The organism is Microbacterium aurantiacum, assembly GCF_021654035.1.
GTDB classification, from domain to species: Bacteria; Actinomycetota; Actinomycetes; order Actinomycetales; family Microbacteriaceae; genus Microbacterium; species Microbacterium aurantiacum.
Genome location: NZ_JAJPDW010000002.1, coordinates 334,985 through 359,631, shown reverse-complemented (window position 1 = coordinate 359,631; position 24,647 = coordinate 334,985). Strand labels below are relative to the sequence as shown.

Genomic DNA, 24,647 nt, shown 5'->3' with positions numbered 1-24,647 from the left:
AATCCCGCGATGAGTCCGCCGGCGACGAGGGGACGATCGTGAGCACCCCGATCCAGATCAGCGGACGCACGCGCTCCATCTGGCTGACGCAGCTCTCCCTGGCGGGTGCGGTGGTGGTCATCGCGCTCCTGGTGATGGTCCTCGACCCCGCCCTCTTCGGGCAGCCCCACTTCCTCGTCGGCACCGCGCTGGTCCTGGCGCTGACCACCTTCACCATCGGCGCGCCGTGGGCACGGATGCCGAAGAACGCCGTCATCGCGATCCCGTTCCTCGACGCGATCGCCATCGGCCTGCTGGCCTACACCACCGACCTCCGCCTGAGCTTCCTGTGGGCCTTCCCCGTGATGTGGGCGGGGATGCACTTCCGTCTCACCGTCCTCGGTGCGATGCTCGGCCTCATCGGGCTCATGATCGCCCTCGAGCTCCTCTACGGCAGCGCGAGCAACACCGCACTCCGCGTCTTCGTGGTCCTGTCCACGCTGTCGTTCATCGGGATCACCGCGCATCTCGCGATGCGGCAGGTGCGCGCGTCACGGCGGCTCATGGCCCGACAGTCCCGTCGCCTCCATGCCACGGTGGAGCGCCGCTCCGAACAGGAGCGACGGACGAACGAGATCCTCAACGTCGTCGACATCGGCGTCGCCCGGGTCACCACGAGCGGACCGGCGCTGTCGATCAACAGCACCTACGCACGCCTGTACGGGATCGATCCGCGCGATCCCGAGCAGCCCGCCCGCTCCGTGGAGTACTCCGGCTACCGCGGGATGCCGGTGCCTCCCGCGGACCGGACCCTCGCCCGCGCCCGCCGCGGCGAGACCTTCCACGATCAGCGCGTGTGGATCTTCACCATCGACGGCCAGTGGCGCACCCTCTCGGTGACCGCCAAGCGTCTGCGCTCCTCTGCGCACGAGGACGAGACGATCCTCCTCCTCGTCCACGACGTCACCACCGTCGTGCAGGCGCAGCGCGATCGCGAACGCCTCGCCGCCATCGCCTCGCACGAGCTGCGGCATCCGCTCACCGTGATGATCGGCACCGCCGAGCTCGCCCTTGAGGACGAGGCGATGTCACCGAAGGCCGTCGAACGCTTCCAGAAGCTCCTCGACGCCAGCGAGCGCATGCTGGAGATGACGCAGCAGATGCTCGGACCGCGCTCCGCCGTCCGATCCGGCACCGTGGTCGAGGACGCCTGCCCGCGAGAGGAAACGGACCTCACCCCGATCCTCGTCGACTCCGTGGCGTCCTACGAGCAAGCCGGTCACGCGAAGGACGTGCGCGTGAGCCTGTCGACTTCGGGGCGCCTCGCCGCCGTCGTGGACGGGTTCCGCATCCGGCAGGTCTTCGACAACCTCGTCAGCAACGCGGTCAAGTACACCCGCGCGGGCGGAACCGTCGACGTGAGTGCGGGCAAGGAGGGAAACGACGTCGTGATCTCGGTCGCCGACACCGGCATCGGAATCGCCCCCGACGACCTCCCCCGCGTGCTCACGCCGTACTTCCGCACCGCCGAGGCGAAGAAGACTGCGGGGGGCACCGGACTCGGGCTCGGGATCACCCAGGAGATCGTCCACGCCCACGACGGCGTCCTCTCCGTGGACAGCGTGTTGGGCGAAGGGACCGTGTTCACGGTGCGCCTGCCCGCCCCCCCAGCCGCCCGCGGATCGGAGGCGACGGCGTGACCGATCTGCTCGCCGCACTCGCGGCCTCGAACCTCGGCATCTGGCAGGCGTTCTTCACGGCGGTCGCCACCATCGTCACCGTCGGGATCGCGTTCCTCAGCGCACCGAGCCGCGCCACGCTCTACTGGAGCTACGCGTTCACCCTGTCGATGATCTCGACCTTCGGCGTTATCGCCGCGGAGTCGAACCAGAACGAAGTCGCGCGCACCTTCATGCTCGGCCTCCTGCTCGGGGCTCCGGCGCTCCTGTGGTCGGGCTTCCGCGCCCACCGCGGCGTGCGGACGTTCGTGTGGGTGGGCCCCGCGTTCGCCCTGCTGGCGGCCACAACCCTCGCGCTCGTGGCGGCCGGCCCCGCCTTCGCCACGACCTACCGTGCGCTGTACTTCCTCTCCGCGATCTCGGCGGGGCTCTTCCTGTGGGAATGGGTCCGGATGCCGGAGCGACGCGAGGCGGTGATCTGGCCGCTCGGCGTGGCTGCCGTGATCTTCGTCGCGACGGGCCTCGCGGGGGTCATCGTGTCGGTCGCCTTCCAGCCCGTGGACGTCGACTTCGCGGTGTCACGACCGTTGGCGTCGGTCGGGATGCTCGTCTACATCGCCAGCGCCCTCATCGCGATCCTCGGGCTCAGCGTGGGCCGTACCCGGCGCGGACAGAATCCGCGGCGCGAGGCCCAATACCGGGAGTTCCAGGAGGCCGCCCGCGAGCGCCTGGCGCGCGCACTGCCGGCCAGCGAACTCTGCTCCGTCCTGGTCCTGCGCCTGGACGACCTACGGCAGGTGCTCGCGACGACCGGGCCCGCACAGGTCACCCACCTCGTGGAGGCGTTCGAAGACAAGGTGCGCGAGGTGGTCGGTACCGGCGGGCTCGTGGGCATGACCGCCGACAGTGACCTGGTCGTGCTCGTGGCGAAACCGGAGGGGGCGACCCGCGACCTGCTCCGGCGGATCCTCCGCAGCGTCGGCGACCTGGAGTTCGACACCCGCATCCCCGTGCAGCCGTCCGCGAGCGCGGGCTGGTGCTCCACCACCGTGGGCGGGTACGACCTCGACGCCCTGCTCTTCATCGCGCGCGGCGCGGCCGAAGTGGCACAGGAGCGCGGGGGCGATCAGTGGGAGCGCGCCGACGGCACCTTCATCGAGCGGCTCGTCACGGGGCTGGAGGAGCGGTGAGCGCCACGGTGAGCACGTCCGTGGCGGTCTGCTTGGCGTAGTCGGCCGAGTCCGGCGCCGTCTGCATGAGGAAGTCGTAGGTGATCTGGAGGATCACCCGATCCGCCTCCTCGGGGACGGCGCCGATCTGGAAGGTCTGCGAGTAACTCTGCGGGCTCAGCACGAGGTAGCCCGGGTTGACGGTCGCCGTGTCCGTCTGCGCCGCGAGGGGCGCGAGCTGGCCGGTGGCCGTGGCGGGGATCGCCACGACGCTCGCCTGCTGCAGATACACCTTCTTGCCGTCATCCGGGGTCACGGTGGTCGTCAGCGACATGGTGAGCGGCTTCAGCGCGCCCGGTGTCCACTGGTCCATCGACAACGGGGACCAGTAGTCCACCGTGGCCGAGACGGCGCCCGCCTGGAGCTCCCGCTGCGTCGAGCCGCTGGAGAGGTCGTTGGGCACCGGAGCGGGAGCCGTCGCCGTCGGCGTGGCGCTGCCGTCGGGCGCGGACCCGCCTCCGTCCTCCCAGGGCGGCGTGCCGCATCCGGTCAGCGCCGCGCCTGTGACGAGGGCGAGGGCGAACGCGAGGGGAACGCGAAGGCGGGGAGTGCGCATGGTCGTCCGTCCGTAAGGGGCCTCCGGACAGTGTAGGGCCCGCTCAGCGCACGATCGCGACGGCGCTGGGCAGCCGGCGCAGCACCTCCTCGCTGACCGACCCGAGCAGGAAGCGGGCGATGGCGCCTCGGCCGTGCGAGCCGAGGACCGTCAGCCGCGCACGGCGCGCGTACGTCTCGATGGCCTCCGACGGGTACCCGCGTTCGACGTGGCGCTCGATGCGCAGGTCGGGATACGTCGACGACAGTCCGGCCAGGGACAGCCCGAGGCTCTCCTCCGACAGCCGCGCCAGCGCGTCCAGGTACTCCGGCGGGTACAGACCGGGGTTCCGCGAGACCTCCATCGGGCTCCACGCGATCACGGTGATCAGCGCCTCGCCGAGTCGGTCGGCCTCCGCGGCGGCGAAGGCGATGGCCCGCTCGGACAGGTCCGAGCCGTCCACACCGACCACCACTCCCGATCGTGCACCGGGGTCCGCGTCGGGGATGACGACGACGGGGGCGTGGGATCCGGCGGCGATGCGGATGCCGTGCGGCCCGCGCGCCGGTCCTGCGTCGCCGCGGAAATCACTGCCGATCACGAGCAGGGCGGCATCCTTCGAGGCGTCGATGAGCTTCGCGACGGGATTGCCGTGGTCCACGCGGACCCGGACGTCGAGGCGATCCGGGTGGGCGTCCGTGAGCGTCCGCGCCTCCGCTTCGAGCTGGGAGCGGAGGTCGTCGCGGGCCTGATCGATCAGGTGCGCCTCACCGACCATCCCCACTGCTCCGCCCACGATGGAGAGGAGCTCCAGACGCTGATGACGGTCCATGGCGCGCTCCGCGGCCCACGCGATCGCGCGCTGTCCGGAGCGCCTGCCCGCCTCGCTGTGGAGCGCGACGCCGACGACGATGGTGTCCTTCATGATGACCTCCTCCGGTCTCCTCCACGCTACGTCCGCACCCCTCCGCCGCGCGGGGACCTTGGTCCCGGCGTCGCCCCCGAACTCCCAGAGTCCGGTCGTACACTGACAGGCGCCGTTCGTCCCCGGCCACTCCCCCTTCGATGACGTTCACCGCGCCCCGCCCGACCGCCGCCCGCTATGCGGGACTGGACGGTCTGCGCGCCGTCGCCGTGATCCTGGTCGTGGTCTACCACCTCTTCGGCCCGGCGCTCCTGCCGGGCGGCTTCCTCGGCGTGGACGTCTTCTTCGTGATCAGCGGCTTTCTCATCACCTCGCTCCTCCTGCGCGAGATCGCCGCGACCGGCGGCATCCGTCTCGTCGAGTTCTGGCGCCGTCGCGCGCGGCGCCTGCTGCCGGCACTGCTGGTGGTCCTCGCCGTCTGCACGAGCATCGCCGGACTGATCGGCGGCGACGTCCTGAGCGGACTCGGCTGGCAGGTGCTGGGCGCCCTCACCTTCAGCTACAACTGGCTCGCCCTGGCCGGCGACACCGGCTACTTCGCCGCGACGACCACGGAGCTCTTCCGGAACGTGTGGTCCCTCGCCGTCGAGGAGCAGTTCTACCTCCTCTGGCCGCTCATCCTGCCCCTGTTCCTGCTGCTACCGCGGCGGACGTGGCGTGCCGCGGCCGCCGCGATCCTGGCCCTGGGGAGCGCGACGGTCATGGCGATCGTGGTCTCGGGCAGTGCGGGAACGGCGACCACCGCCTTCTCGGATGCCGTCACGCGCGCGTATTTCGGCACCGACACCCACGCGTTCGGCATCCTCCTCGGAGTGGCTCTGGCCTTCGCACTTCCCGCCCTCCTCGACCGGATCGGCGAGCGCCGCGGGGGGCTCGCCACGGGTGCGGGCGCGATCGCCGTCGGCGGCGTGATCGCTCTCGCCCTCCTCTCCCCGGGCGACGGCATCGCGACCTTCCCGGGCGTCCTCCTCGCCGCCAGCGCCCTGACGGCGGTGGCGATCCTGTCAGCCGCCGTTCCGGGCTCGCGCGCCGGCGTCATGCTCGACATCGCGCCGCTGCGGTGGATCGGCGACCGGTCCTACGGCATCTACCTGTGGCACTGGCCGCTGCTCGTCCTCGCGCTCGCGTGGCTGCGCGGCACCGGCCCCGACGCGGGCGTCCCCGTCGGCGTGGGCATCGGGGTCCTCCTGACGACCCTCGCCGCCGCCGAGCTCTCCCACCGTTTCGTGGAGACCCCGCTCCGCCGCCACGGCTTCCGCGGTACGGCGGCACGCCTCGGTGCGGCCTTCCGCGGATCGGCGCGCGTGCGTGCCCGCGCGGTGGGCGCCGTCGCCGTGACCGCGCTCTTCCTCGGCGGATCCAGCGCGGCGTTGGCCGCCGCCCCGGGTGAGACCTCCTCCGAGGCGGCGGTGGCCGCGGGCGCCGCCGCGCTCGAGGCGGCCGAGGAGGCCTCGCCCCGCTCCGAGCCGGTCCGCACGCCGACGCCGCCGCCGACCCCCGCGGTGAGCGCGCCGTCACCGACCCCCGTCGCCGGCGAGGAGATCACCGCCGTGGGCGACTCGGTCATGCTCGCCGCCGTCCCCGGGCTCCTCGAGGAGCTCCCCGGCATCCAGGTGGATGCCGCGGTGTCGCGGTCGGTCTGGGCCGGCCCCGGCATCCTTGAATCCCTCGCCGCGCAGGGTCAGCTGCGGCGCTACGTGGTCCTCGCACTCGGCACCAACGGCCCGGTCGACACCGGCGTCCTGGAGCGGATGGTCGACATCGCCGGTCCCGAGCGGGACGTCATCCTCGTCAACGCCCATGCGCCACGGGACTGGATCCCGCAGGTGAACGCCGATCTCGACGCCTTCGCCGCCGCGCATCCCCGCGTGAGCGTCGCCGACTGGTCGAGCGCGATCGCCCCGCGGGAGGAACTCCTCGCCGGCGATCGCATCCACCCCGGTGAGGAGGGCGGCCGGCTGTTCGCCCGCACGGTGGAGGCGGGCGTCACCGCCGTCGAGCACGCCCGCGCGGCAGCGGAGCACGACGCGCAAATGCGCGAGTACCGCCGTCTGCACCACGCCGAGGTCCGCATCCCGCAGTGAGCGGGCGCGCCGGCGGAGCGACGACGGATCAGAAGCGCTCGACGAGCGCCTGCTGGCGGTGCGTCGCGCGGAAACCCAGGCGCTCGTACAGCGTGTTCGCCCCGGTCTTGCTGGCCGTGTCGACGTCGAGGACGGCCTGCTCGAGCCCCGCGTCGCGGGCAGCGGCCAGGGTGCGGGCGATCACGGCGGGGGCGAGCCCTCTCCCCCGCTCGTCGCGGATGACGCCGATGAGGTCGATGTAGGTGTTCGGGGCGCCGAGCGCCGCCCAGTCCTCCTCGTTGACCGACGCCAGGCAGAACGCCACGACGCGGCCGTCCCGCAGCGCCAACGTCGACAGATCCGGCCGGAGGAAGGGACCGTCGACGAACTTCGACCAGCGCTCCGCCGTGCTCGGCAGACTCCCCCAGTGGTCCCGGAAGGCGTCGTTGCGGGCCAGGCGCACGTCCTCGGATCGTTCGGGGGTGTACGGCACGAGCTCGACCCCGTCGGGCGAGGCCACCTCCGCCGCCGGCTCGGACAGGTCGCGCTGCATCGAGCTGAACCAGCGCTCCGTGCGCAGACCCCGCCGCTCTCCCAGGCGCACGGCATCCGTGTTCGTCTCGTCGACGTACTGGAAGATCGCCGCGGGCCCCTCGGCTCCGGTGGCCGCGATGAGCTCGCGGGTGCGGTCGTGGCTCCATGCCAGCAGTTCGCGGCCGATGCCCTGCCGTCGCCGGTCCGGGTGCACGGTCCCGTGGAGGTACCCGTGGATGCCGGCCGACGTGTCCGGGTGCACCATGGCCCACGCGAAGCCGATGATCTCATCGTCCGGGTCGACGGCCACGCGGGTGTCGAGGGCGGGGTCGACGTGGGAGAGCTCGAAGACCTCCTCGAGATCCTCGCGCGGCGTCACCCACGTGGGGTGATCGATCCGGTCGGCGGCGACGACCACGGCGTGGATGCCGTCGAGGTCGTCGACGGTGGCGGGGCGCAGGCGAATCGTCATCCCTCCAGCGTACGCACGAGACCCGCACCCCTGAACAGGGTTGCGGGTCTCGTGCGTACGCGTGGAGTGGCGTCAGGCCTTGTCGTCCTGGACGGCGTCCTCGGCAGCGGCCTCCGCGGCGGCGCCCTCCTCCGGCGACTCCGCGCCGGCGTCGGCGGCGGTGTCGTCAGCGGCGGACTCCTCGGCGGCCGGGGTCTCCTCGGCGGCGGCAGCCGGAGCAGCCGAGCGCTTGGTGGCCTTGGCCTTGGGCTTCACCGGCTCGAGGACGAGCTCGATGACGGCCATGGGGGCGTTGTCGCCCTTGCGGTTGCCGACCTTGGTGATGCGCGTGTAGCCACCCTCACGGTCGGCGACGAGCGGCGCGATCTCGGTGAAGAGGACGTGCACGACTTCCTTGTCACCGATGACGCTCAGCACGCGACGGCGGGCGTGCAGGTCGCCGCGCTTGGCGAACGTGATGAGGCGCTCGGCCAGCGGACGCAGGCGCTTGGCCTTGGTCTCGGTGGTCTTGATGGACTTGTGCGTGAACAGGGCCGCGGCCAGGTTCGCCAGCAGCAGACGCTCGTGTGCGGGTCCGCCTCCGAGGCGGGGTCCCTTCGTGGGCTTGGGCATTGTCAATTACTCCAGTGGGAAAAGTCGGTCAAGTGAGTCGGAAGACTCAGGCGTTCTCGTCGTCGTAGCCGCCGTAGAAGTGCGCGCCGTCGAACCCGGGAACCGAGTCCTTCAGCGACAGCCCGAGCGAAACGAGCTTGTCGCGCACCTCGTCGACCGACTTCTGGCCGAAGTTGCGGATGTTCATCAGCTGCGTCTCGGAGAGGGCGACCAGCTCGGAGACGGTGTTGATGCCCTCGCGCTTGAGGCAGTTGTAGGAGCGCACCGAGAGGTCGAGGTCCTCGATGGGCATCGAGAGCTCGTTGGAGAGCACCTGCTCGACGGGGGCGGGACCGATCTCGATGCCCTCGGCCTCGACGTTCAGCTCGCGGGCGAGACCGAACAGCTCGGTGAGGGTGCGACCGGCGGACGCCACGGCGTCGCGCGGGGCCATCGACGCCTTGCTCTCGACATCCAGGATCAGCTTGTCGAAGTCGGTGCGCTCACCCGCTCGGGTGGCGTCGACGCGGTAGCTGACCTTGAGCACCGGCGAGTAGATCGAGTCGATCGGGATCTGACCGGCCTCGGCGTACTCGTTGCGGTTCTGCGTGGCCGAGACGTAGCCGCGGCCACGCTCGATCGTCAGCTCCAGCTCGAAGCGGGCCGTGTCGTTGAGGGTCGCGATGACCAGGTCGGGGTTGTGCACCTCGACACCGGCGGGAGCGGAGATGTCCGCCGCGGTGACCTCGCCGGAACCGGTCTTGCGCAGGTACGCCGTGATCGGCTCGTCGCGCTCGCTGGAGACGACCAGCTGCTTGATGTTCAGGATGATCTCGGTGACATCCTCCTTGACACCGGGGATGGTGCTGAACTCGTGGAGGACGCCGTCGATGCGGATCGACGTCACGGCAGCACCGGGGATCGACGACAGCAGGCTGCGGCGCAGCGCGTTGCCGATCGTGTAGCCGAAACCGGGCTCGAGCGGCTCGATGATGAACCGGCTGCGGAACTCCCCGATGTTCTCCTCGGTCAGAGTGGGACGCTGTGCGATGAGCACGATGTGTTCCTTTCGATCACGTGCCCGCTATATGACACGTGCGGTGAATGAGGTGTTGAGTTGTTCTCGAGTCCCGTTCCGCCGTCGCGCGGGCGAAGAACATCGCCGCGCGACGGCGGAGCGGGACGGAAAGGAATGTCAGACGCGGCGGCGCTTCGGGGGACGGCAGCCGTTGTGGGCCTGGGGGGTGACGTCCTGGATCGAACCGACCTCGAGGCCGGCAGCGGTCAGCGAACGGATCGCGGTCTCGCGACCCGAACCCGGTCCCTTGACGAAGACGTCGACCTTCTTGACGCCGTGCTCCTGCGCCTGGCGGGCGGCGGACTCCGCGGCCATACCGGCGGCATACGGGGTCGACTTGCGCGAGCCCTTGAAGCCGACGCCACCCGAGGACGCCCAGCTGATCACGGCGCCCGAGGGGTCGGTGATCGAGACGATGGTGTTGTTGAACGTCGACTTGATGTGGGCCTGACCCACGGCGATGTTCTTCTTCTCCTTGCGGCGCGGCTTGCGCGCTGCGGACTTGGCCTGTGCCATGTGCGTGTTCTCCTAAACCCTGGGGCCGCGCTTAGCGCGCCTTCTTCTTGCCGGCGACGGTGCGCTTGGGGCCCTTGCGGGTGCGCGCGTTGGTCTTCGTGCGCTGACCGCGCACGGGGAGCCCACGGCGGTGACGCAGGCCTTCGTAGGAACCGATCTCGACCTTGCGGCGGATGTCGGCGGCGACCTCGCGACGGAGGTCACCCTCCACCTTGTAGGTGCCTTCGATCTGGTCGCGGAGGGCGACGAGCTGGTCGTCGGTGAGGTCCTTCACGCGGATGTCGTGGTCGATGCCGGTGGCGGCGAGGACCTCGTGCGAGCGGGTACGGCCGATGCCGTAGATGTAGGTGAGCGCAATCACCACGCGCTTGTCGCGCGGGATGTCGACGCCGGCAAGACGTGCCATGTCGTTCTCCTGAGGAGTCGTGCGAAGGTGTGGAGCAGTATCGGTGCCCGGGCCTTCGTCCCGAGGTGTCCCCCGCTGCGCGGGTTCTGATACTGCCGGATGTGTTCAGTTGTGTGTGGTCGCCTGGGCGGCGGGGGCTGTCGGGGCTAGATCTCGATACACCGCGCCGGAGGCGCGGCACTCGATCCTGACCCGAGTCGCATCAGCGCGGCTGGGCCGCGGTGATCCGACTCGCGTCAGCCCTGGCGCTGCTTGTGACGCGGGTTGGACTTGCAGATCACCATGACGCGCCCGTGGCGACGGATGACCTTGCAGTGGTCGCAGATGGGCTTGACCGAGGGGTTGACCTTCATGATTTCTTCTCTTCGCTGTCTTCGCCTCCGCCGGCAGAGCCTGCGGAGGCGTTACTTCTCGACCGGTCTAGCGGTAGCGGTAGACGATGCGTCCACGGGTGAGGTCGTAGGGCGAAAGCTCCACGACAACACGGTCCTCGGGGATGATGCGGATGTAGTTCTGCCGCATCTTGCCGGAGATCGTTGCGAGGACCTTGTGTCCGTTGGTCAGCTCGACGCGGAACATCGCGTTGGGCAGGGCCTCGGAGATCACGCCCTCGATCTCGATGACACCGTCTTTCTTCGCCATACGCTCGCTAACACTTCGTGCAGACCGGTCGGTCTGCGGTGGATGGGAGTCGGTGCTGTGGACACGCCGATGAAGGCGCAACGCACCAAAGATCAAGCATACGTGATAGTGGATGCCGCGGCAAATGGGGGCCGCATCCTTTCACACCCGATCAGCCGAAGAGCGTCGCGAGCTGACCCGGCGCAGGGATCTCGGAGTTGGAGATCACCTCGCCGTTCACCGCCAGCGTCGGCGTCGCGATCCCGGCGGCGCCCGGCTGCACCGGGGTCTCCTGCGTGATCGAACCGACGTAGCGGGAGTAGGTCTGATCGGTCACGCACGCGTCGACCCCGTCGACGCCGACGGATGCCGCGATGGCGAGGATCTCCTCGTCCGTGAGCCCCGCGGTGGCCTCCGCGGGCTGCGATGCGAACATCGCCTGCAGGAACGGGAGGGCGGCGTCCTCGTCCGCCACCGCGACGCAGTACATCGCGTTGGCGGCGCGGGTGGAGAACTCCGTCCCCTGCGAGGCCCGGTCGAGGATCGAGATCGGGTGGATCTCGAGAGTGGTCGAGCCGTCCTCGACGAGCCCGTCGATCTCGGGACCGTAGGCGGCCTCGAAGTCACCGCAGACCGGGCACATGAAGTCGATGTAGGTGGCGAGGGTGTTCTCGCCGTCCCCGACGGAGATCGCACCCGTCTCGGCGTTGACGTTCGCCGCCTGCGGCGCTTCCCCCGGACCGGTCGCAGCGTTGTTCAGCACCACGACGAGGCCGCCGACGGCGACGATCGCCACAACCACGGCCGCACTGACCCACACGGCGAACCAATTGACCTTGCGCGCGGCAGCAGCCATCATCTTCCTCTTCCGAACCTCGTCGAACCGAACGCCGGGACTCAGGCGATCGGCTGGGGGGTGACGCCGAACGGCGCGAGCGCCTCGGCACCGCCGTCGGGCGCCGTCAACACCCACACTCCGCCATCATGCACGGCGACGCTATGTTCCCAGTGTGAACCGGCGGTGCCGTCGGCGGTCGACACCGTCCAGCCGTCGTCCTCGACGTCGGTCTCCTGGTCGCCGATGACGACCATGGGCTCGATCGCGACGACCAGTCCCGGGCGCACCTCGGGGCCCTCGTCGTCGACGCGGTAGTTGAACACCGACGGAGACTCGTGCATCTTGCGTCCGATGCCGTGACCCACATAGTCGCGGAGGATCCCGTACCCGCCGTCGGGCGCGTGCGTCTCGATGTATCCCTCGATCGCCGCACCGATCTCCCCGAGGTGACGCGCCGACGCAAGCGCTGCGATGCCCGCCCACAGCGATCCGCGCGTGACCTCCGACAACCGCTCGCGTTCGGCGACGACATCCGGCCGAGTCGGGTCGTCCAGCACGACCGTGAACGCCGAGTCGCCGTTCCACCCCTTGAAGAGCGCTCCGCAGTCGACGGAGAGGATGTCGCCGGGGTGCAGCACCCGCTCCCCCGGGATGCCGTGCACGACCTGCTCGTTCACCGACGCGCAGATGGTGTGCCGGTAGCCGCGGACCAGCTGGAAGTTGCTCGTCGCGCCGCGCTCGGCGATCACGCGGGCGGCGACGGCGTCCAACTCACCCGTGGTGACGCCCGGCGCGACGACCTCGCGGACGGCGTCCAGCGCCGCCGCGGTGATGAGTCCCGGCTCGATCATCGCCCGCAGCTGAGCGGGCGACTTGTAGATGGAACGGCGCAGCACCACGGTCAGCCGACGCGCGCGAGTCCGCGCGCCTCGAGGGCGGCGACGATGCGTTCGGTGATCTCGTCGAGGGAGCCGACGCCGTCGATCGCCACGACCGCTCCGCGCTCGCGGTACACGTCCAGGATCGGGGCGGTCTCCCGCTCGTAGATGGCGAGACGGTTCGCGATGATCTCCTCGGTGTCGTCGCTGCGCCCCTGCTCGGCGGCGCGCTGCGACAGCCGCGCGATGCTCTCCTCGCGGGGGACGTCGAGCTCGATGACGGCATCCAGCTGCTCGCCGCGGTCGGTGAGGAACGCGTCGAGGTCGCCCACCTGTCCGAGGTTGCGCGGATACCCGTCGAGGAGGAATCCGCCTGCGGCGTCCCCCTCCGACAGGCGCTCGCGGACCACGGCGCTGGTGAGCTCGTCCGGAACGAGATCGCCGGCTTCGATGATCGCCTTGACCCGCTCGCCGAGCTCCGACCCGCCGGAGACGGCGGCGCGGAACATGTCGCCGGTCGAGATCGCCGGGATGCCGAAGGCCTCCGCGATCCGCACCCCCTGGGTGCCCTTACCCGAGCCCTGCGGCCCGACGATCAGCAGACGCGCGGTCATCGCAGAAGCCCTTCGTAGTGACGCTGCTGCAGCTGCGCGTCGATCTGCTTGACGGTCTCAAGCCCCACACCCACGATGATGAGGATCGAGGCGCCGCCGAAGGGGAAGTTCTGGTTCGCGCCGACGGTCGCCAGTGCGATCAGCGGCAGGAGCGCGATCAGACCGAGGTAGATCGAGCCGGGCGCCGTGATGCGCGTGAGGACGTAGTCCAGGTACTCGGCCGTCGGACGCCCGGCACGGATGCCGGGGATGAATCCGCCGTACTTCTTCATGTTGTCGGCGACGTCGACCGGGTTGAAGGTGATCGCGACGTAGAAGTACGTGAAGCCGATGATCAGCAGGAAGTACACGAGCATGTAGATCCAGCTGTCGCCGTTGGTGAAGTACTGCTGGATCCACGCGACCCAGCCCGGGATCTCCTCGCCCGGCTGCGGCTGGTTGAACTGCGCGATGAGGGCGGGGATGTACAGCAGCGACGAGGCGAAGATCACGGGCACCACACCGGCCATGTTGACCTTGATGGGGATGTAGGTGTTCGTCCCGCCGTAGGTGCGGCGTCCGACCATGCGCTTGGCGTACTGGACCGGGATGCGGCGCTGGGACTGCTCGACGAAGACGACCAGGGCGATCACCACGATGCCGACGGCGATCACGAGGAGGAAGACCTCGAAGCCGCGGGCCAGCCAGATCGAGCCGAGGGCCGAGGGGAACGTGGCCGCGATCGAGGTGAAGATCAGCAGCGACATGCCGTTGCCGATGCCGCGCTCGGTGACGAGCTCGGCGAACCACATGATCAGGCCGGTGCCGGCGGTCATGGTGATGATCATGAGGAGCTGCGCCCACCACACGTCGTTGGTGAGGAGCTGCTCGCACTCGGGGATGCCGGTGACGCCGAAGAGCTGGCCGGACCGGGCGACGGTGACCAGGGTCGTCGACTGCAGCAGCGCGAGGGCGATGGTGAGGTAGCGGGTGTACTGGGTCAGCTTCGACTGGCCCGCCTGCCCCTCCTTGTAAAGGGTCTCGAAGTGCGGGATGACCACGCGCAGGAGCTGCGTGATGATCGTCGCGGTGATGTAGGGCATGACGCCCAGGGCGAAGATCGACAGCTGCAGCAGGGCGCCGCCGGAGAACAGGTTGACCAGCGACAGCAGACCGTCGGTGCCGCCGGACTGCGCCAGGCACGACTGGACGTTCGGGAAGTCGACGAACGGCGTCGGGACGTGGGCACCGAGCCGATACAGCACGATGATGCCCAGGGTGAAGCCGATCTTCCGCCTCAGGTCGGGGGTGCGGAAGATCCGCGCGATGGCGCTGAACAAGAGCGTTCCTCCAGTGGGGATGACGGCGCGCTCGCGGGCGCACCGTCACAAGACTAGCCCAGCCGGTCCCGCACGCGTCAGCGTCGGTTCTCGCCGGGGACGACAACGGGGGCCGGAGAAACTCTCCGACCCCCGATCGTCATTACTTGACGGTGCCGCCGGCGGCGACGATCTTCTGCTCTGCGGAGCCCGAGACCTTGTCGACGGACACGTTCAGCGCCACGTCGATGTCGCCGGTGCCGAGCACCTTGACCTTCTCGTTCTTGCGCACCGCACCCTTGGCCACGAGGTCGGTGACGGTGACGTCTCCGCCCTTCGGGTAGAGCTCGGCGAGCTTCTCGAGGTTGACCACCTGGTACTCCACGCGGAACGGGTTCTTGAACCCGCGCAGCTTCGGGGTGCGCATGTGCAGCGGCATCTGCCCACCCTCGAAGCCGGCCTTGACCTGGTAGCGGGCCTTCTGGCCCTTGGTGCCACGACCGGCGGTCTTACCCTTCGACCCCTCACCGCGACCCACGCGGGTCTTGGCGGTGTGGGCACCCGGGACGGGACGCAGGTGGTGGACCTTCAGGACGCCGGGACGCGATGCCGCGACATCTTTCTTCGCCTCCGCCTTGGCGGGGGCCTTCTTGGCTGCCGGCTTCTTGGCGGCGGCCTTCTTGGGCTCGGTCGCCTCGACGACGTCGTCCTTCTTCTCAGCCTTGTCGGCCATCAGTCGATCTCCTCAACCTTCACGAGGTGCGCGACGGTCTTGATGTAGCCGCGCGTCTGCGCGTCATCGGGGCGGACGACGGAGTCGTTGATCCGCTTCAGACCGAGCGAACGCAGCGTGTCACGCTGGTTCTGCTTCTCGCTCACCTTGGACTTGACCTGGGTCACCTTCAGGCGCGCGGCCATCAGACACCTGCCTTCGCGGACGCCGTGGCCTCGGCCTCGGCACGGACGAGACGGGCGGGGGCGACCTGGTCGAACTCGAGACCGCGACGCGCGGCGACCGCACGGGGCTCCTCGAGCTGCTTCAGGGCCTCCACCGTCGCGTGGACGATGTTGATCGTGTTCGACGAACCGAGCGACTTCGACAGCACGTCGTGGATACCGGCGCACTCGAGCACGGCGCGCACGGGACCACCCGCGATGACACCGGTTCCGGCGGCAGCCGGACGCAGGAGCACGACACCGGCAGCGGCTTCGCCCTGCACGGGGTGCGGGATGGAGGAGCCGGTGCGCGGAACGCGGAAGAAGTTGCGCTTGGCCTCTTCGACACCCTTCGAGATCGCCAGGGGGACCTCACGGGCCTTGCCGTAGCCGACACCCACCACGCCGTTGCCGTCACCGACGACCACGAGCGCGGTGAAGCTGAACCGACGGCCACCCTTGACGACCTTCGACACGCGGTTGATGGTCACGACGCGCTCGAGGAACTGGCTCTCGTTGCGGTCGCGGCCACCGCGGTCGCGGTTGGGGTTGCGCTCACGACCACCGCGGCGCGGCTCGCGCTCGGCGGGCGCATCGGCGGCGGGCGCCGCTGCCTGCTCGGTAGCGGTCACTTCGTTCTCCACCTTCTGGTTGTTCACTGCATAGCTCACAGGTTCAGACCTCCCTCACGGGCGCCGTCCGCGATCGCCGCGACACGACCGGCGTAGCGGTTGCCACCACGGTCGAACACGACGTCGGAGACGCCGGCGGCCTTCGCGCGCTCGGCGAGGAGCTCGCCGACCTTGCGGGCCTTGGCGGTCTTGTCACCGTCGAAGCCGCGCAGGTCGGTCTCGAGGGTGGAGGCGCTGGCCACGGTGTGACCCTTGGAGTCGTCGACGATCTGCACGAAGACGTGACGTGCGGAACGCGTGACGACCAGACGGGGCCGCTCGGCAGAGCCGACGATCTTCTTGCGCAGGCGGGCGTGACGACGCGAACGCGCCTGAGACTTTGTCTTGACAGCCATCGTTACTTACCACTCTTTCCGGCCTTGCGACGCACGACCTCGCCGGCGTACCGCACACCCTTGCCCTTGTACGGCTCGGGCTTGCGGATCTTGCGGATGTTCGCAGCCGCCTCACCGACGGCCTGCTTGTCGATCCCGCTCACGGTGAGCTTGTTGTTGCCCTCCACCGTGAGGGTGATCCCGGCCGGCGGCTCGATCAGGACGGGGTGCGAGAAGCCGAGGGCGAACTCGACCGAGCTGCCCTTCTGAGCGACGCGGTACCCGGTGCCGACGACCTCGAGGCCCTTGGTGTAGCCCTGGGTCACGCCGACGATGTTGTTGTTGATGAGGGTGCGGGTCAGGCCGTGGAGCGACCGCGACTCGCGCTCGTCGTCGGGGCGGGTGACGAGCACCTGTCCCTCGTCGACGGAGACCTCGATGGGGCTGGCGACGGAGAGCTTCAGCTCGCCCTTCGGGCCCTTGACGGAGACCTCGCGGCCGGCGACCTCGACGGTCACGCCCGCGGGGATGTCGATGGGAAGACGTCCGATTCGCGACATGTCAGATCACCACACGTAGGCGAGGACTTCCCCACCCACGCCCTTCTGCTCGGCCTGACGGTCCGTGAGGAGACCGGAGGAGGTGGACAGGATCGCGACGCCGAGGCCACCGAGGACGGTGGGGATCTCGGTCGACTTCGCGTAGACGCGGAGTCCGGGCTTGGACACGCGCTTGATGCCGGCGATCGACCGCTCGCGGTTCGGGCCGTACTTCAGGTCGAGCGTGAGGGTCTGGCCGACGCGCGCGTCCTCGACGCGCCAGTCGGCGATGTAGCCCTCCTGCTTGAGGATGTCGGCGATGTGGGTCTTGAGCTTCGAGCTCGGCAGCGACACGGTGTCGTGGTGCGCCGAGTTCGCGTTGCGCAGACGGGTCAGCATGTCTGCGACCGGGTCTGTCATCGTCATGGATAGCTTCTTTCGTTCATGAGGTTTCGCCGCGCCGTTCCACGACGGGCGACCTTCCATGGGTGCCCCCGAGCCCCGGGGGCGGGGGTTCTCAGGCCTGGGCGTCTTCCGAGCGGAAGGGGAAGCCCAGGTGACGCAGCAGCGCCCGACCCTCGGCATCCGTCTTCGCCGTGGTGACGATCGTGATGTCGAAGCCGCGGACGCGGTCGATCTTGTCCTGGTCGATCTCGTGGAAGACCGACTGCTCCTGCAGACCGAAGGTGTAGTTGCCGTTGCCGTCGAACTGGTCGCCCGACAGGCCGCGGAAGTCGCGGATGCGGGGCAGCGCCAGGTTGACGAGGCGGTCGACGAACTCCCACGCGCGGTCACCGCGGAGGGTGACGTGCGCGCCGATGGCCTGGCCCTCACGCAGCTTGAACTGCGCGATGGACTTGCGGGCCTTGGTGACGATCGGCTTCTGACCGGTGATCTTGGTGAGGTCGTCGACCGCACCATCGATCACCTTGCTGTCACGAGCGGCCTCGCCGACACCGGTGTTCACGACGACCTTGACCAGGCCCGGGATCTGCATGACGTTGGCGTAGCCGAACTCGTCCTGCAGAGCCTTCTTGATCTCGGAGTTGTACTTCTGCTTGAGGCGGGGCTGGGTCTTGCCAGCCGCCGCGGCAGTCGCGGTGTTGCTCATCAGAGGTCCTTGCCTGACTTCTTCGCGTAGCGGACGCGCACGGTGCGCTTCACGCCGTCCTTCGTCTGCTCCTCGACCCGGTGACCGACACGCGTCGGCTTCTTGGTCGAGGGGTCGACGACGGCGACGTTGGAGATGTGGATCGGGGCTTCCATCGTCTCGATGCCGCCCGTCTTCGTTCCACGCTGGCTCTGGCCGACGCGGTTGTGCTTCGTGACGTAGTTGACGCCCTCGACGATCACGCGGTTCTGCTCGACGAGGACCTCGAGGACCTTGCCCTGCTTGCCGCGGTCGCCGCCCTTGTCCTGCTTCTTGCCAGTGATGACCTGAACGAGGTCACCCTTCTTGATCTTGGCCATGCGGTCAGATCACCTCCGGGGCGAGCGAGACGATCTTCATGAACTTCTTGTCGCGAAGCTCACGACCGACCGGTCCGAAGATGCGGGTGCCGCGGGGCTCCCCGTCGCTCTTCAGGATGACGGCGGCGTTCTCGTCGAACTTGATGTAGGAACCGTCGGGACGACGGGTCTGCTTGACGGTGCGGACGATGACGGCCTTGACCACGTCGCCCTTCTTGACGTTTCCGCCGGGGATCGCGTCCTTGACCGTGGCGACGATGATGTCACCCAGGCCCGCGTAGCGCCGGGCGGAGCCGCCGAGCACGCGGATGGTGAGCAGCTCCTTGGCGCCGGTGTTGTCGGCGACCTTGAGGCGGGATTCATTCTGAATCATGGGTTACTTCGCCTTCTCGATGATCTCCACCAGGCGCCAGCGCTTGGTGGCGCTGAGCGGGCGGGTCTCGTTGATGAGGACGAGGTCGCCGATGCCGGCGGTGTTGCCCTCGTCGTGCGCCTTGACCTTCGACGTGCGGCGGATGACCTTGCCGTACAGCGGGTGCTTCACGCGGTCTTCGACCTCGACGACGATCGTCTTGTCCATCTTGTCGCTGACGACGTACCCACGACGGGACTTGCGGTACCCGCGGGCGTCCGCGTCGCGGACGTCGTGCTCAGCGTGCTCGTGACCGGGCTCGACGGCCTGGTCTGCCTTCTTGGCGGTGGCCATCACTCAGCCCCCTCTTCCTTGGTGGCCTCGGCGGAGTCCGCCTTGCTGGCCTTGGTCTTCTTGGCCTTGGTCTTGGTCTCCACGGGCGCGGGAGTGGCACGGATGCCGAGCTCGCGCTCACGGATCACGGTGTAGAGCCGCGCGATGTCGCGCTTGACGGCGCGGATGCGACCATGGCTCTCCAGCTGGCCGGTGGCCGACTGGAAGCGCAGGTTGAACAGCTCTTCCTTGGCCTTGCGCAGCTCCTCGACGAGGCGCTGGTCTTCGAACGTGTCGAGCTCGCTCGGTGCGAGCGTCTTGGTGCCGATCGCCATTACGCGTCGCCCTCCTCGCGCTTGATGATGCGTGCCTTCAGCGGCAGCTTGTGGATGGCACGGGTCAGGGCCTCGCGAGCGAGTTCCTCGTTGACACCGGCGACCTCGAACAGGACGCGACCCGGCTTGACGTTTGCAACCCACCACTCCGGCGAACCCTTACCCGAACCCATGCGGGTTTCGGCGGGCTTCTTGGTCAGCGGGCGGTCGGGGTAGATGTTGATCCACACCTTTCCACCACGCTTGATGTGACGGGTCATCGCGATACGCGCCGACTCGATCTGTCGGTTCGTCACGTACGCGGGGGTGAGGGCCTGGATGCCGAACTCGCCGAAGGAGACCTTCGTGCCACCGGTCGCCTGGCCGTCACGCTTGGGGTGATGCTGCTTGCGGTACTTGACCTTGCGGGGGATGAGCATTACGCCGACGCTCCTTCTGCCACGGGGGCCTCGTTGCGAGGACCACGGCGACGGTCGCCGCCGCGGTCGTCACGACCGCGGGACTTCGGCGCGTTGGCCTGCTCGCGGGCGAGCTCCTTGTTGGTGAGGTCGCCCTTGTAGATCCACACCTTCACGCCGATGCGGCCGAAGGTCGTCTTGGCCTCGTAGAAGCCGTAGTCGATGTTCGCGCGCAGCGTGTGCAGGGGCACACGGCCTTCGCGGTAGAACTCCGACCGGCTCATCTCGGCGCCGCCGAGACGGCCCGAGACCTGGATGCGGACACCCTTGGCTCCGGCACGCTGGGCGCCCTGGAGGCCCTTGCGCATCGCGCGGCGGAACGCCACACGAGCGGAGAGCTGCTCGGCCACACCCTGCGCGACCAGCTGAGCGTCGGCCTCGGGGTTCTTGACCTCGAGGATGTTCAGCTGGATCTGCTTGCCGGTGAGCTTCTCGAGGTCCGTGCGGATGCGCTCGGCCTCCGCACCGCGGCGGCCGATCACGATGCCGGGACGCGCGGTGTGGATGTCGACGCGGACGCGGTCACGCGTGCGCTCGATCTCGATGTTGCTGACGCCCGCGCGGTCGAGGTTCGACTGCAGGAGCTTGCGGATCTTGATGTCCTCGGCCACGTAGTCGGCGTAACGCTGGCCCGGCTTCGTCGAGTCGGAGAACCAGCGCGACACGTGGTCCGTGGTGATGCCGAGGCGGAAGCCGTACGGGTTTACCTTCTGGCCCATTACTTGCTCGCCTTCTTCGTGGATGCCGAAACCGTCTCGTCCACCTCGGGGGTGGACAGCACGACGGTGATGTGGCTGGTGCGCTTCTTGATCTGGAAGGCCCGACCCTGGGCGCGGGGCTGGAAACGCTTGAGCGTCGTGCCCTCGTCGACGTACGCGTTCTTCACGTACAGGTCGGACTCGTTCAGGTACTCGCCGTCCTTGTCGGCCTTGACGCGAGCGTTCGCGATGCCGGCGGCGACGAGCTTGTAGATGGGCTCGCTCGCACCCTGGGGCGCGAACTTGAGGATGGCCAGGGCCTCCTCGGCCTGCTTGCCCTTGATGAGGGCGACGACACGACGAGCCTTCTGAGGGGTCACGCGGATGTGTCGCACACGTGCGATGGACTCCACCATTTCTCTCTCCTCTTCGCACCGCCGCGTCAGCGGCGGCGGCCCTTCTTGTCGTCCTTCACGTGGCCGCGGAAGGTGCGGGTGGGCGCGAATTCGCCCAGTTTGTGGCCGACCATGGTCTCGGACACGAACACGGGGATGTGCTTGCGTCCGTCGTGCACGGCGATCGTGTGGCCGAGCATGGCCGGGACGATCATCGAGCGACGAGACCAGGTCTTGATGACGTTCTTGCTGCCGGCTTCGTTCTGCGAGACCACCTTGCGAAGCAGGTGCTCATCGACGAAGGGGCCCTTCTTAAGACTGCGAGGCATCTTCCTCTACTCCTACTTCCGCTTCTTGCCGGCGTTGCGACGACGGACGATGTACTTGTCGCTTTCCTTGTTCGCGTGACGGGTGCGGCCCTCGGCCTGGCCCCACGGCGACACAGGGTGACGTCCACCGGAGGTCTTACCCTCACCACCACCGTGCGGGTGGTCGACCGGGTTCATCGCGACACCGCGGACGGTCGGGCGGACGCCCTTCCAGCGCTTGCGTCCGGCCTTGCCCCAGTTGATGTTCGACTGCTCGGCGTTGCCGACCTCGCCGACGGTCGCGCGGCAGCGCGCGTCGACGTTGCGGATCTCGCCCGAGGGCAGACGCAGCTGCGCGTACGGGCCGTCCTTGGCGACGAGACGCACCGAGGTGCCGGCCGAACGGGCGAGCTTCGCGCCGCCGCCCGGGCGCAGCTCGATGGCGTGCACGACGGTACCGGTGGGGATGTTCTTCAGCGGCAGGTTGTTGCCCGGCTTGATGTCCGCCGAGGCGCCCGACTCGACGACGTCGCCCTGCGACAGCTTGTTCGGCGCGAGGATGTAGCGCTTCTCGCCGTCGAAGTAGTGCAGCAGCGCGATGCGCGCGGTGCGGTTGGGGTCGTACTCGATGTGCGCGACCTTGGCGTTGATGCCGTCCTTGTCATTGCGACGGAAGTCGATGACGCGGTACTGGCGCTTGTGCCCACCACCGATGTGGCGGGTCGTGATGCGGCCCTGGTTGTTGCGACCACCGGTCTTGCTCAGCGGGCGGAGGAGCGACTTCTCGGGCGTCGATCGGGTGATCTCGGCGAAGTCGGCCACCGACGAGCCGCGGCGACCCGGGGTCGTGGGCTTGTACTTGCGAATAGCCATGTTCTTGGTCCTCTGTTCCGCGGGGTCAGCCGACGGCCGTGAAGATGTCGATGGTGCCCGACTTCAGCGTCACGATGGCGCGCTTGGTGTCCTTGCGCTTGCCGGTACCGAAGCGGGTGCGGCGTGCCTTGCCGACACGGTTGATGGTGTTCACCGCGGCGACCTTGACACCGAAGATCTTCTCGATGGCGAGCTTGATCTCGGTCTTGGAGGCACGGGGGTCCACGAGGAAGGTGTACTTGCCCTCGTCGATGAGCGAGTAGCTCTTCTCGGACACCACCGGCTTCAGGATGATGTCGCGCGGGTCCTTGTTGCCCGCGGTCTGCAGAACGTTGTCGGCGCTCATGCGGAGACCTCCTCGGTCGCCGTCTTGGACGCGACGAAGGCGTCGTAGGCGGACTTGGTGAAGACGATGTCGTCGGAGACGAGCACGTCGTAGGCGTTGAGCTGGTCGAAGGTCAGCACGTGGACGTACGCGAGGTTGCGCACGCTCAGGACGCTGAGCTCGTCGGTGCGGTCGATGACCACCAGCACGTTCTTGACGGCGCCGAGGCCGGACAGCACCGCGGCGGCAGCCTTGGTCGAGGGCGCGCCCTCGATGCCGAAGGAGTCGACGATGTGCAGACGCTGGCCGCGTGCGCGGTCGCTGAGCGCACCCGCGAGGGCGGCGGCGATCATCTTCTTCGGGGTGCGCTGGCCGTAGTCGCGCGGCTTCGGGCCGTGGACGATGCCACCACCGGTCATGTGCGGCGCGCGAATCGAGCCCTGACGGGCGTTACCCGTGCCCTTCTGCTTGAAGGGCTTGCGGCCGGCACCGGAGACCTCACCGCGACGCTTGGTCGAGTGCGTTCCCTGGCGGGCGGCGGCGCGCTGGGCGACGACGACCTGGTGGATGAGGGGGATGTTCGTCTTGACGTCGAACAGCGCGGCGGGCAGGTTCACGGAACCGGCCTTCTTGCCGTCGGTGGTGACGACGTCGAGCGCGAGCGTGGAGTCAGCCATGGTCAGGCACCCTTCACTGCGTTGCGGACGTAGACGATGCGGCCGCGCGCACCGGGGACGGCGCCCTTGACGAGCAGCAGACCCTTCTCGGCGTCGACGGCGTGCACCGTGAGGTTGAGGACGGTCACGCGCTCGCCACCCATACGGCCGGCCATGCGCATGCCCTTGAAGACGCGGCTCGGCGTCGACGAGGCGCCGATCGAGCCGGGCTTGCGGTGGTTGCGGTGCGCACCGTGCGAGGCGGAGACGCCCTTGAAGTTGTGGCGCTTCATGACACCCGCGGTGCCCTTGCCCTTGCTGGTGCCGACGACGTCGACCAGCTGGCCGGCCTCGAAGACGCCCTCCGCGGTGAGCTCCTGACCGAGTGAGTAGTCAGCGGCATCCGCGGTACGGATCTCGGTGAGGTGGCGACGCGGGGTGACGCCGGCGGCCTCGAAGTGGGCCGTGAGGGGCTTGTTCACCTTGCGGGGGTCGATCTGCCCGTAGGCGATCTGCACGGCGTTGTAGCCGTCCTTCTCCGGGGTGCGCACCTGGGTGACCACGTTGGGGGCCACCTCGATGACGGTGACGGGAACGAGCTTGCCGTTCTCGTCCCAGACCTGGGTCATGCCGAGCTTGGTGCCGAGCAGGCCCTTGGAAACCTTTTCGTTGATGTGTGCCATGTCGATCGCCTCAGAGCTTGATCTCGATGTTGACATCGGCGGGCAGGTCGAGACGCATCAGCGAGTCGACGGCCTTGGGCGTCGGGTCGATGATGTCGATGAGGCGCTTGTGGGTGCGCATCTCGAAGTGCTCGCGGCTGTCCTTGTACTTGTGGGGCGACCGGATGACGCACACGACGTTCTTCTCGGTCGGCAGGGGCACGGGGCCCACAACGGTTGCGCCCGCACGGGTCACGGTGTCGACGATCTTGCGGGCCGACGAGTCGAGGCCGGCGTGATCGTACGACTTCAGGCGAATGCGGATCTTCTGTCCCGCCATTGTCTGCTCACTCTCTTTCCGCGTCATACCTCGAGGGCATTGGACGCACGATGGCGCTTTCGCGCCAGGGCACTTCTGCACCGCTTGCGCAGTGCGTTGCTGCACCGCTGTTCTGATGTCAATCCGGATGCCGCGCCGAAGCGCCGCATATCCCGGCATCCGTTCCCGCCCGCGCACGATCGCAGGGCGTTCGTGAGGGGGGTGTGGATGTGGTGGTTCTGCTGCCCGCGGCCTAGGACCTTGCGCGAGACCCCGGAGGAGTCGTGCGCCGCCTATGCACTGCCCTGGCAGTGATCCGAGACGCGCCAGTGGGCACCCCGGAATGTGGAACCTCGCTAGTCTACGTGCGGCCCGGGCGTGTCGCAAACTCGGGCGTGTCGCCTCGGCGTGTCGTCCGATCCGACGACGAAGGGCCCGGTTCGCACCGGACCCTTCGTGCTCGGAACGGGCGTCTACTCGCTCCCGATCGCCTTGTCGGCGGCGTCTCGCGCGTTGTCGACGTGCTCGTGCACGCTCTCGGGAGCGACCTTCTTGACGAACTCGGCCGCGGCGCCCAGAACCGAGTCCGAGACCTCCTCGGCCTTGTCGGATTTCACCGCCTCCTGGATCTTGTCCTTGTTCTGCTCCAGGAACTGCTTGCCCTGATTGACCAGGTCGTCGATGGCCATGGCCCCTCCTTCGCTTCGGTGCGCGACCCCCGCGCAG

The 24,647-nt window shown here is 68.6% G+C and carries 37 protein-coding genes; 3 read left to right on the top strand and 34 right to left on the bottom strand.

Going from position 1 to position 24,647, the window contains the following annotated elements:
• Positions 1 to 38 precede the first annotated feature (38 nt).
• Together LTL01_RS07165 and LTL01_RS07160 are read left to right on the top strand one after the other, a co-directional pair.
• Complete coding sequence (locus tag LTL01_RS07165) at positions 39 to 1,679, top strand: sensor histidine kinase (protein WP_236967978.1); 1,641 nt, start codon at positions 39 to 41, stop codon at positions 1,677 to 1,679.
• Complete coding sequence (locus LTL01_RS07160) at positions 1,676 to 2,848, top strand: diguanylate cyclase domain-containing protein (RefSeq protein WP_236967977.1); 1,173 nt, start codon at positions 1,676 to 1,678, stop codon at positions 2,846 to 2,848. The genes LTL01_RS07165 and LTL01_RS07160 overlap by 4 nt, the downstream gene beginning before the upstream one ends.
• On the opposite strand, the gene LTL01_RS07155 is transcribed toward LTL01_RS07160, so the two are convergent.
• Positions 2,826 to 3,443 carry a hypothetical protein gene (locus LTL01_RS07155; protein ID WP_236967976.1) on the bottom strand — a complete coding sequence of 206 codons (618 nt, stop codon included), beginning with the start codon at positions 3,441 to 3,443 and terminating at the stop codon, positions 2,826 to 2,828. The genes LTL01_RS07160 and LTL01_RS07155 overlap by 23 nt on opposite strands.
• A 43-nt stretch (positions 3,444 to 3,486) precedes the next feature.
• Positions 3,487 to 4,347, bottom strand: a complete 861-nt coding sequence (locus LTL01_RS07150; RefSeq protein ID WP_236967975.1) for a universal stress protein — start codon at positions 4,345 to 4,347, stop codon at positions 3,487 to 3,489.
• Between the two features lie 140 nt (positions 4,348 to 4,487).
• Between LTL01_RS07150 and LTL01_RS07145 the strand changes: the two genes are divergently transcribed.
• Complete coding sequence (locus LTL01_RS07145; protein ID WP_236967974.1) at positions 4,488 to 6,431, top strand: acyltransferase family protein; 1,944 nt, start codon at positions 4,488 to 4,490, stop codon at positions 6,429 to 6,431.
• 28 nt (positions 6,432 to 6,459) lie between these two features.
• Here LTL01_RS07145 and LTL01_RS07140 read toward each other — a convergent pair whose 3' ends face one another.
• The 32 genes from LTL01_RS07140 to LTL01_RS06985 form a co-directional block, all read right to left on the bottom strand.
• Positions 6,460 to 7,416, bottom strand: a complete 957-nt coding sequence (locus LTL01_RS07140; protein ID WP_236967973.1) for a GNAT family N-acetyltransferase — start codon at positions 7,414 to 7,416, stop codon at positions 6,460 to 6,462.
• A 72-nt stretch (positions 7,417 to 7,488) separates the two neighbouring features.
• Positions 7,489 to 8,028, bottom strand: a complete 540-nt coding sequence (gene rplQ, locus LTL01_RS07135; protein WP_236967972.1) for a 50S ribosomal protein L17 — start codon at positions 8,026 to 8,028, stop codon at positions 7,489 to 7,491.
• 46 nt (positions 8,029 to 8,074) lie between these two features.
• Complete coding sequence (locus LTL01_RS07130) at positions 8,075 to 9,064, bottom strand: DNA-directed RNA polymerase subunit alpha (RefSeq protein WP_236967971.1); 990 nt, start codon at positions 9,062 to 9,064, stop codon at positions 8,075 to 8,077.
• A gap of 138 nt (positions 9,065 to 9,202) precedes the next feature.
• A complete protein-coding gene (gene rpsK / locus LTL01_RS07125) occupies positions 9,203 to 9,601 on the bottom strand; it encodes a 30S ribosomal protein S11 (RefSeq protein ID WP_013583990.1) in 399 nt (132 codons plus the stop codon).
• Positions 9,602 to 9,632: 31 nt separating this feature from the next.
• Positions 9,633 to 10,007 (bottom strand): 30S ribosomal protein S13, encoded by a 375-nt coding sequence (rpsM, locus tag LTL01_RS07120; RefSeq protein ID WP_053546357.1) that lies wholly within the window; start codon positions 10,005 to 10,007, stop codon positions 9,633 to 9,635.
• Positions 10,008 to 10,243: 236 nt separating this feature from the next.
• Positions 10,244 to 10,360: a 50S ribosomal protein L36 gene (rpmJ, locus tag LTL01_RS07115; protein WP_005050492.1), complete on the bottom strand. Its 117-nt coding sequence runs from the start codon at positions 10,358 to 10,360 to the stop codon at positions 10,244 to 10,246.
• Positions 10,361 to 10,427: 67 nt separating this feature from the next.
• On the bottom strand, positions 10,428 to 10,649 hold the full coding sequence (gene infA, locus LTL01_RS07110) for a translation initiation factor IF-1 (RefSeq protein WP_028496510.1): 222 nt from the start codon (positions 10,647 to 10,649) through the stop codon (positions 10,428 to 10,430).
• 151 nt (positions 10,650 to 10,800) lie between these two features.
• Positions 10,801 to 11,484: a DsbA family protein gene (locus LTL01_RS07105; protein WP_236967970.1), complete on the bottom strand. Its 684-nt coding sequence runs from the start codon at positions 11,482 to 11,484 to the stop codon at positions 10,801 to 10,803.
• A gap of 41 nt (positions 11,485 to 11,525) precedes the next feature.
• The gene (map, locus tag LTL01_RS07100; RefSeq protein ID WP_236967969.1) at positions 11,526 to 12,365 is read right to left on the bottom strand and encodes a type I methionyl aminopeptidase; all 840 of its coding nucleotides are present in this window, start codon (positions 12,363 to 12,365) and stop codon (positions 11,526 to 11,528) included.
• A 2-nt stretch (positions 12,366 to 12,367) separates the two neighbouring features.
• On the bottom strand, positions 12,368 to 12,958 hold the full coding sequence (locus LTL01_RS07095) for an adenylate kinase (protein ID WP_053546360.1): 591 nt from the start codon (positions 12,956 to 12,958) through the stop codon (positions 12,368 to 12,370).
• On the bottom strand, positions 12,955 to 14,277 hold the full coding sequence (gene secY / locus LTL01_RS07090) for a preprotein translocase subunit SecY (RefSeq protein WP_053546361.1): 1,323 nt from the start codon (positions 14,275 to 14,277) through the stop codon (positions 12,955 to 12,957). Before secY ends, LTL01_RS07095 begins: the two co-directional genes overlap by 4 nt.
• A gap of 142 nt (positions 14,278 to 14,419) precedes the next feature.
• Positions 14,420 to 14,989 carry a 50S ribosomal protein L15 gene (gene rplO, locus LTL01_RS07085; RefSeq protein WP_082334509.1) on the bottom strand — a complete coding sequence of 190 codons (570 nt, stop codon included), beginning with the start codon at positions 14,987 to 14,989 and terminating at the stop codon, positions 14,420 to 14,422.
• Positions 14,989 to 15,174, bottom strand: coding sequence for a 50S ribosomal protein L30 (gene rpmD, locus LTL01_RS07080; RefSeq protein ID WP_020098644.1), 186 nt, complete (start codon positions 15,172 to 15,174; stop codon positions 14,989 to 14,991). Before rpmD ends, rplO begins: the two co-directional genes overlap by 1 nt.
• A complete protein-coding gene (gene rpsE, locus LTL01_RS07075; RefSeq protein ID WP_372461312.1) occupies positions 15,174 to 15,863 on the bottom strand; it encodes a 30S ribosomal protein S5 in 690 nt (229 codons plus the stop codon). The genes rpmD and rpsE overlap by 1 nt, the downstream gene beginning before the upstream one ends.
• Complete coding sequence (gene rplR, locus LTL01_RS07070; protein ID WP_053546362.1) at positions 15,860 to 16,219, bottom strand: 50S ribosomal protein L18; 360 nt, start codon at positions 16,217 to 16,219, stop codon at positions 15,860 to 15,862. The genes rpsE and rplR overlap by 4 nt, the downstream gene beginning before the upstream one ends.
• A 2-nt stretch (positions 16,220 to 16,221) precedes the next feature.
• The gene (rplF, locus tag LTL01_RS07065; RefSeq protein ID WP_053546363.1) at positions 16,222 to 16,758 is read right to left on the bottom strand and encodes a 50S ribosomal protein L6; all 537 of its coding nucleotides are present in this window, start codon (positions 16,756 to 16,758) and stop codon (positions 16,222 to 16,224) included.
• A 6-nt stretch (positions 16,759 to 16,764) separates the two neighbouring features.
• The gene (gene rpsH / locus LTL01_RS07060) at positions 16,765 to 17,163 is read right to left on the bottom strand and encodes a 30S ribosomal protein S8 (protein ID WP_053546364.1); all 399 of its coding nucleotides are present in this window, start codon (positions 17,161 to 17,163) and stop codon (positions 16,765 to 16,767) included.
• A 91-nt stretch (positions 17,164 to 17,254) separates the two neighbouring features.
• Positions 17,255 to 17,848 (bottom strand): 50S ribosomal protein L5, encoded by a 594-nt coding sequence (gene rplE, locus LTL01_RS07055; protein WP_053546365.1) that lies wholly within the window; start codon positions 17,846 to 17,848, stop codon positions 17,255 to 17,257.
• Entirely contained in the window at positions 17,848 to 18,207 is a 360-nt protein-coding gene (gene rplX / locus LTL01_RS07050; protein WP_053546366.1) for a 50S ribosomal protein L24, read from the bottom strand. Before rplX ends, rplE begins: the two co-directional genes overlap by 1 nt.
• Positions 18,208 to 18,211: 4 nt before the next feature.
• Positions 18,212 to 18,580, bottom strand: a complete 369-nt coding sequence (rplN, locus tag LTL01_RS07045) for a 50S ribosomal protein L14 (protein ID WP_053546367.1) — start codon at positions 18,578 to 18,580, stop codon at positions 18,212 to 18,214.
• A 3-nt stretch (positions 18,581 to 18,583) separates the two neighbouring features.
• Entirely contained in the window at positions 18,584 to 18,913 is a 330-nt protein-coding gene (gene rpsQ / locus LTL01_RS07040) for a 30S ribosomal protein S17 (protein ID WP_053546368.1), read from the bottom strand.
• On the bottom strand, positions 18,913 to 19,227 hold the full coding sequence (rpmC, locus tag LTL01_RS07035) for a 50S ribosomal protein L29 (protein WP_053546369.1): 315 nt from the start codon (positions 19,225 to 19,227) through the stop codon (positions 18,913 to 18,915). Before rpmC ends, rpsQ begins: the two co-directional genes overlap by 1 nt.
• Positions 19,227 to 19,646 carry a 50S ribosomal protein L16 gene (gene rplP, locus LTL01_RS07030; protein WP_045275476.1) on the bottom strand — a complete coding sequence of 140 codons (420 nt, stop codon included), beginning with the start codon at positions 19,644 to 19,646 and terminating at the stop codon, positions 19,227 to 19,229. Before rplP ends, rpmC begins: the two co-directional genes overlap by 1 nt.
• A complete protein-coding gene (gene rpsC, locus LTL01_RS07025) occupies positions 19,646 to 20,404 on the bottom strand; it encodes a 30S ribosomal protein S3 (RefSeq protein WP_053546370.1) in 759 nt (252 codons plus the stop codon). The genes rplP and rpsC overlap by 1 nt, the downstream gene beginning before the upstream one ends.
• Entirely contained in the window at positions 20,404 to 20,799 is a 396-nt protein-coding gene (gene rplV / locus LTL01_RS07020) for a 50S ribosomal protein L22 (RefSeq protein ID WP_236967968.1), read from the bottom strand. Before rplV ends, rpsC begins: the two co-directional genes overlap by 1 nt.
• A gap of 26 nt (positions 20,800 to 20,825) precedes the next feature.
• The gene (gene rpsS / locus LTL01_RS07015; protein WP_053546372.1) at positions 20,826 to 21,107 is read right to left on the bottom strand and encodes a 30S ribosomal protein S19; all 282 of its coding nucleotides are present in this window, start codon (positions 21,105 to 21,107) and stop codon (positions 20,826 to 20,828) included.
• 12 nt (positions 21,108 to 21,119) lie between these two features.
• Positions 21,120 to 21,959, bottom strand: coding sequence for a 50S ribosomal protein L2 (gene rplB / locus LTL01_RS07010; RefSeq protein WP_053546373.1), 840 nt, complete (start codon positions 21,957 to 21,959; stop codon positions 21,120 to 21,122).
• 25 nt (positions 21,960 to 21,984) lie between these two features.
• Positions 21,985 to 22,305, bottom strand: coding sequence for a 50S ribosomal protein L23 (rplW, locus tag LTL01_RS07005; RefSeq protein WP_053546374.1), 321 nt, complete (start codon positions 22,303 to 22,305; stop codon positions 21,985 to 21,987).
• Positions 22,302 to 22,961: a 50S ribosomal protein L4 gene (gene rplD / locus LTL01_RS07000; RefSeq protein ID WP_236967967.1), complete on the bottom strand. Its 660-nt coding sequence runs from the start codon at positions 22,959 to 22,961 to the stop codon at positions 22,302 to 22,304. Before rplD ends, rplW begins: the two co-directional genes overlap by 4 nt.
• A 2-nt stretch (positions 22,962 to 22,963) precedes the next feature.
• Positions 22,964 to 23,623 (bottom strand): 50S ribosomal protein L3, encoded by a 660-nt coding sequence (gene rplC, locus LTL01_RS06995; RefSeq protein ID WP_053546376.1) that lies wholly within the window; start codon positions 23,621 to 23,623, stop codon positions 22,964 to 22,966.
• A gap of 10 nt (positions 23,624 to 23,633) precedes the next feature.
• Positions 23,634 to 23,942: a 30S ribosomal protein S10 gene (gene rpsJ / locus LTL01_RS06990; RefSeq protein ID WP_013584016.1), complete on the bottom strand. Its 309-nt coding sequence runs from the start codon at positions 23,940 to 23,942 to the stop codon at positions 23,634 to 23,636.
• 452 nt (positions 23,943 to 24,394) lie between these two features.
• Positions 24,395 to 24,610, bottom strand: coding sequence for an Rv0909 family putative TA system antitoxin (locus LTL01_RS06985; RefSeq protein WP_236967966.1), 216 nt, complete (start codon positions 24,608 to 24,610; stop codon positions 24,395 to 24,397).
• Between the last annotated feature and the right edge of the window lie 37 nt (positions 24,611 to 24,647).

Coding starts and splice junctions, on each gene's coding strand:
- rplB (WP_053546373.1), bottom strand. CDS start 21,959: ATGGCTATTCGCAAGTACAAGCCCACGACCCCGGGTCGCCGCGGCTCG.
- rpsC (WP_053546370.1), bottom strand. CDS start 20,404: ATGGGCCAGAAGGTAAACCCGTACGGCTTCCGCCTCGGCATCACCACG.
- rpsQ (WP_053546368.1), bottom strand. CDS start 18,913: ATGGCCACCGCCAAGAAGGCAGACCAGGCCGTCGAGCCCGGTCACGAG.
- LTL01_RS07145 (WP_236967974.1), top strand. CDS start 4,488: ATGACGTTCACCGCGCCCCGCCCGACCGCCGCCCGCTATGCGGGACTG.
- rplV (WP_236967968.1), bottom strand. CDS start 20,799: ATGGTGGAGTCCATCGCACGTGTGCGACACATCCGCGTGACCCCTCAG.
- rplN (WP_053546367.1), bottom strand. CDS start 18,580: ATGATTCAGAATGAATCCCGCCTCAAGGTCGCCGACAACACCGGCGCC.
- LTL01_RS07150 (WP_236967975.1), bottom strand. CDS start 4,347: ATGAAGGACACCATCGTCGTCGGCGTCGCGCTCCACAGCGAGGCGGGC.
- infA (WP_028496510.1), bottom strand. CDS start 10,649: ATGGCGAAGAAAGACGGTGTCATCGAGATCGAGGGCGTGATCTCCGAG.
- rpsM (WP_053546357.1), bottom strand. CDS start 10,007: ATGGCACGTCTTGCCGGCGTCGACATCCCGCGCGACAAGCGCGTGGTG.
- rplE (WP_053546365.1), bottom strand. CDS start 17,848: ATGAGCAACACCGCGACTGCCGCGGCGGCTGGCAAGACCCAGCCCCGC.
- LTL01_RS06985 (WP_236967966.1), bottom strand. CDS start 24,610: ATGGCCATCGACGACCTGGTCAATCAGGGCAAGCAGTTCCTGGAGCAG.
- rplO (WP_082334509.1), bottom strand. CDS start 14,989: ATGGCCGACAAGGCTGAGAAGAAGGACGACGTCGTCGAGGCGACCGAG.
- rplD (WP_236967967.1), bottom strand. CDS start 22,961: ATGGCTGACTCCACGCTCGCGCTCGACGTCGTCACCACCGACGGCAAG.
- rplC (WP_053546376.1), bottom strand. CDS start 23,623: ATGGCACACATCAACGAAAAGGTTTCCAAGGGCCTGCTCGGCACCAAG.
- LTL01_RS07095 (WP_053546360.1), bottom strand. CDS start 12,958: ATGACCGCGCGTCTGCTGATCGTCGGGCCGCAGGGCTCGGGTAAGGGC.
- rpsK (WP_013583990.1), bottom strand. CDS start 9,601: ATGGCACAGGCCAAGTCCGCAGCGCGCAAGCCGCGCCGCAAGGAGAAG.
- rplP (WP_045275476.1), bottom strand. CDS start 19,646: ATGCTCATCCCCCGCAAGGTCAAGTACCGCAAGCAGCATCACCCCAAG.
- rpmJ (WP_005050492.1), bottom strand. CDS start 10,360: ATGAAGGTCAACCCCTCGGTCAAGCCCATCTGCGACCACTGCAAGGTC.
- rpmD (WP_020098644.1), bottom strand. CDS start 15,174: ATGGCCGCGCGCCTGAAGGTGACCCAGGTCAAGTCCAAGGTGAGCGAG.
- LTL01_RS07140 (WP_236967973.1), bottom strand. CDS start 7,416: ATGACGATTCGCCTGCGCCCCGCCACCGTCGACGACCTCGACGGCATC.
- LTL01_RS07105 (WP_236967970.1), bottom strand. CDS start 11,484: ATGGCTGCTGCCGCGCGCAAGGTCAATTGGTTCGCCGTGTGGGTCAGT.
- rplW (WP_053546374.1), bottom strand. CDS start 22,305: ATGAGCGCCGACAACGTTCTGCAGACCGCGGGCAACAAGGACCCGCGC.
- rpmC (WP_053546369.1), bottom strand. CDS start 19,227: ATGGCGATCGGCACCAAGACGCTCGCACCGAGCGAGCTCGACACGTTC.
- rplQ (WP_236967972.1), bottom strand. CDS start 8,028: ATGCCCAAGCCCACGAAGGGACCCCGCCTCGGAGGCGGACCCGCACAC.
- rplF (WP_053546363.1), bottom strand. CDS start 16,758: ATGTCGCGAATCGGACGTCTTCCCATCGACATCCCCGCGGGCGTGACC.
- LTL01_RS07155 (WP_236967976.1), bottom strand. CDS start 3,443: ATGCGCACTCCCCGCCTTCGCGTTCCCCTCGCGTTCGCCCTCGCCCTC.
- rpsS (WP_053546372.1), bottom strand. CDS start 21,107: ATGCCTCGCAGTCTTAAGAAGGGCCCCTTCGTCGATGAGCACCTGCTT.
- rpsJ (WP_013584016.1), bottom strand. CDS start 23,942: ATGGCGGGACAGAAGATCCGCATTCGCCTGAAGTCGTACGATCACGCC.
- rplX (WP_053546366.1), bottom strand. CDS start 18,207: ATGGCCAAGATCAAGAAGGGTGACCTCGTTCAGGTCATCACTGGCAAG.
- rplR (WP_053546362.1), bottom strand. CDS start 16,219: ATGGCTGTCAAGACAAAGTCTCAGGCGCGTTCGCGTCGTCACGCCCGC.
- rpsH (WP_053546364.1), bottom strand. CDS start 17,163: ATGACGATGACAGACCCGGTCGCAGACATGCTGACCCGTCTGCGCAAC.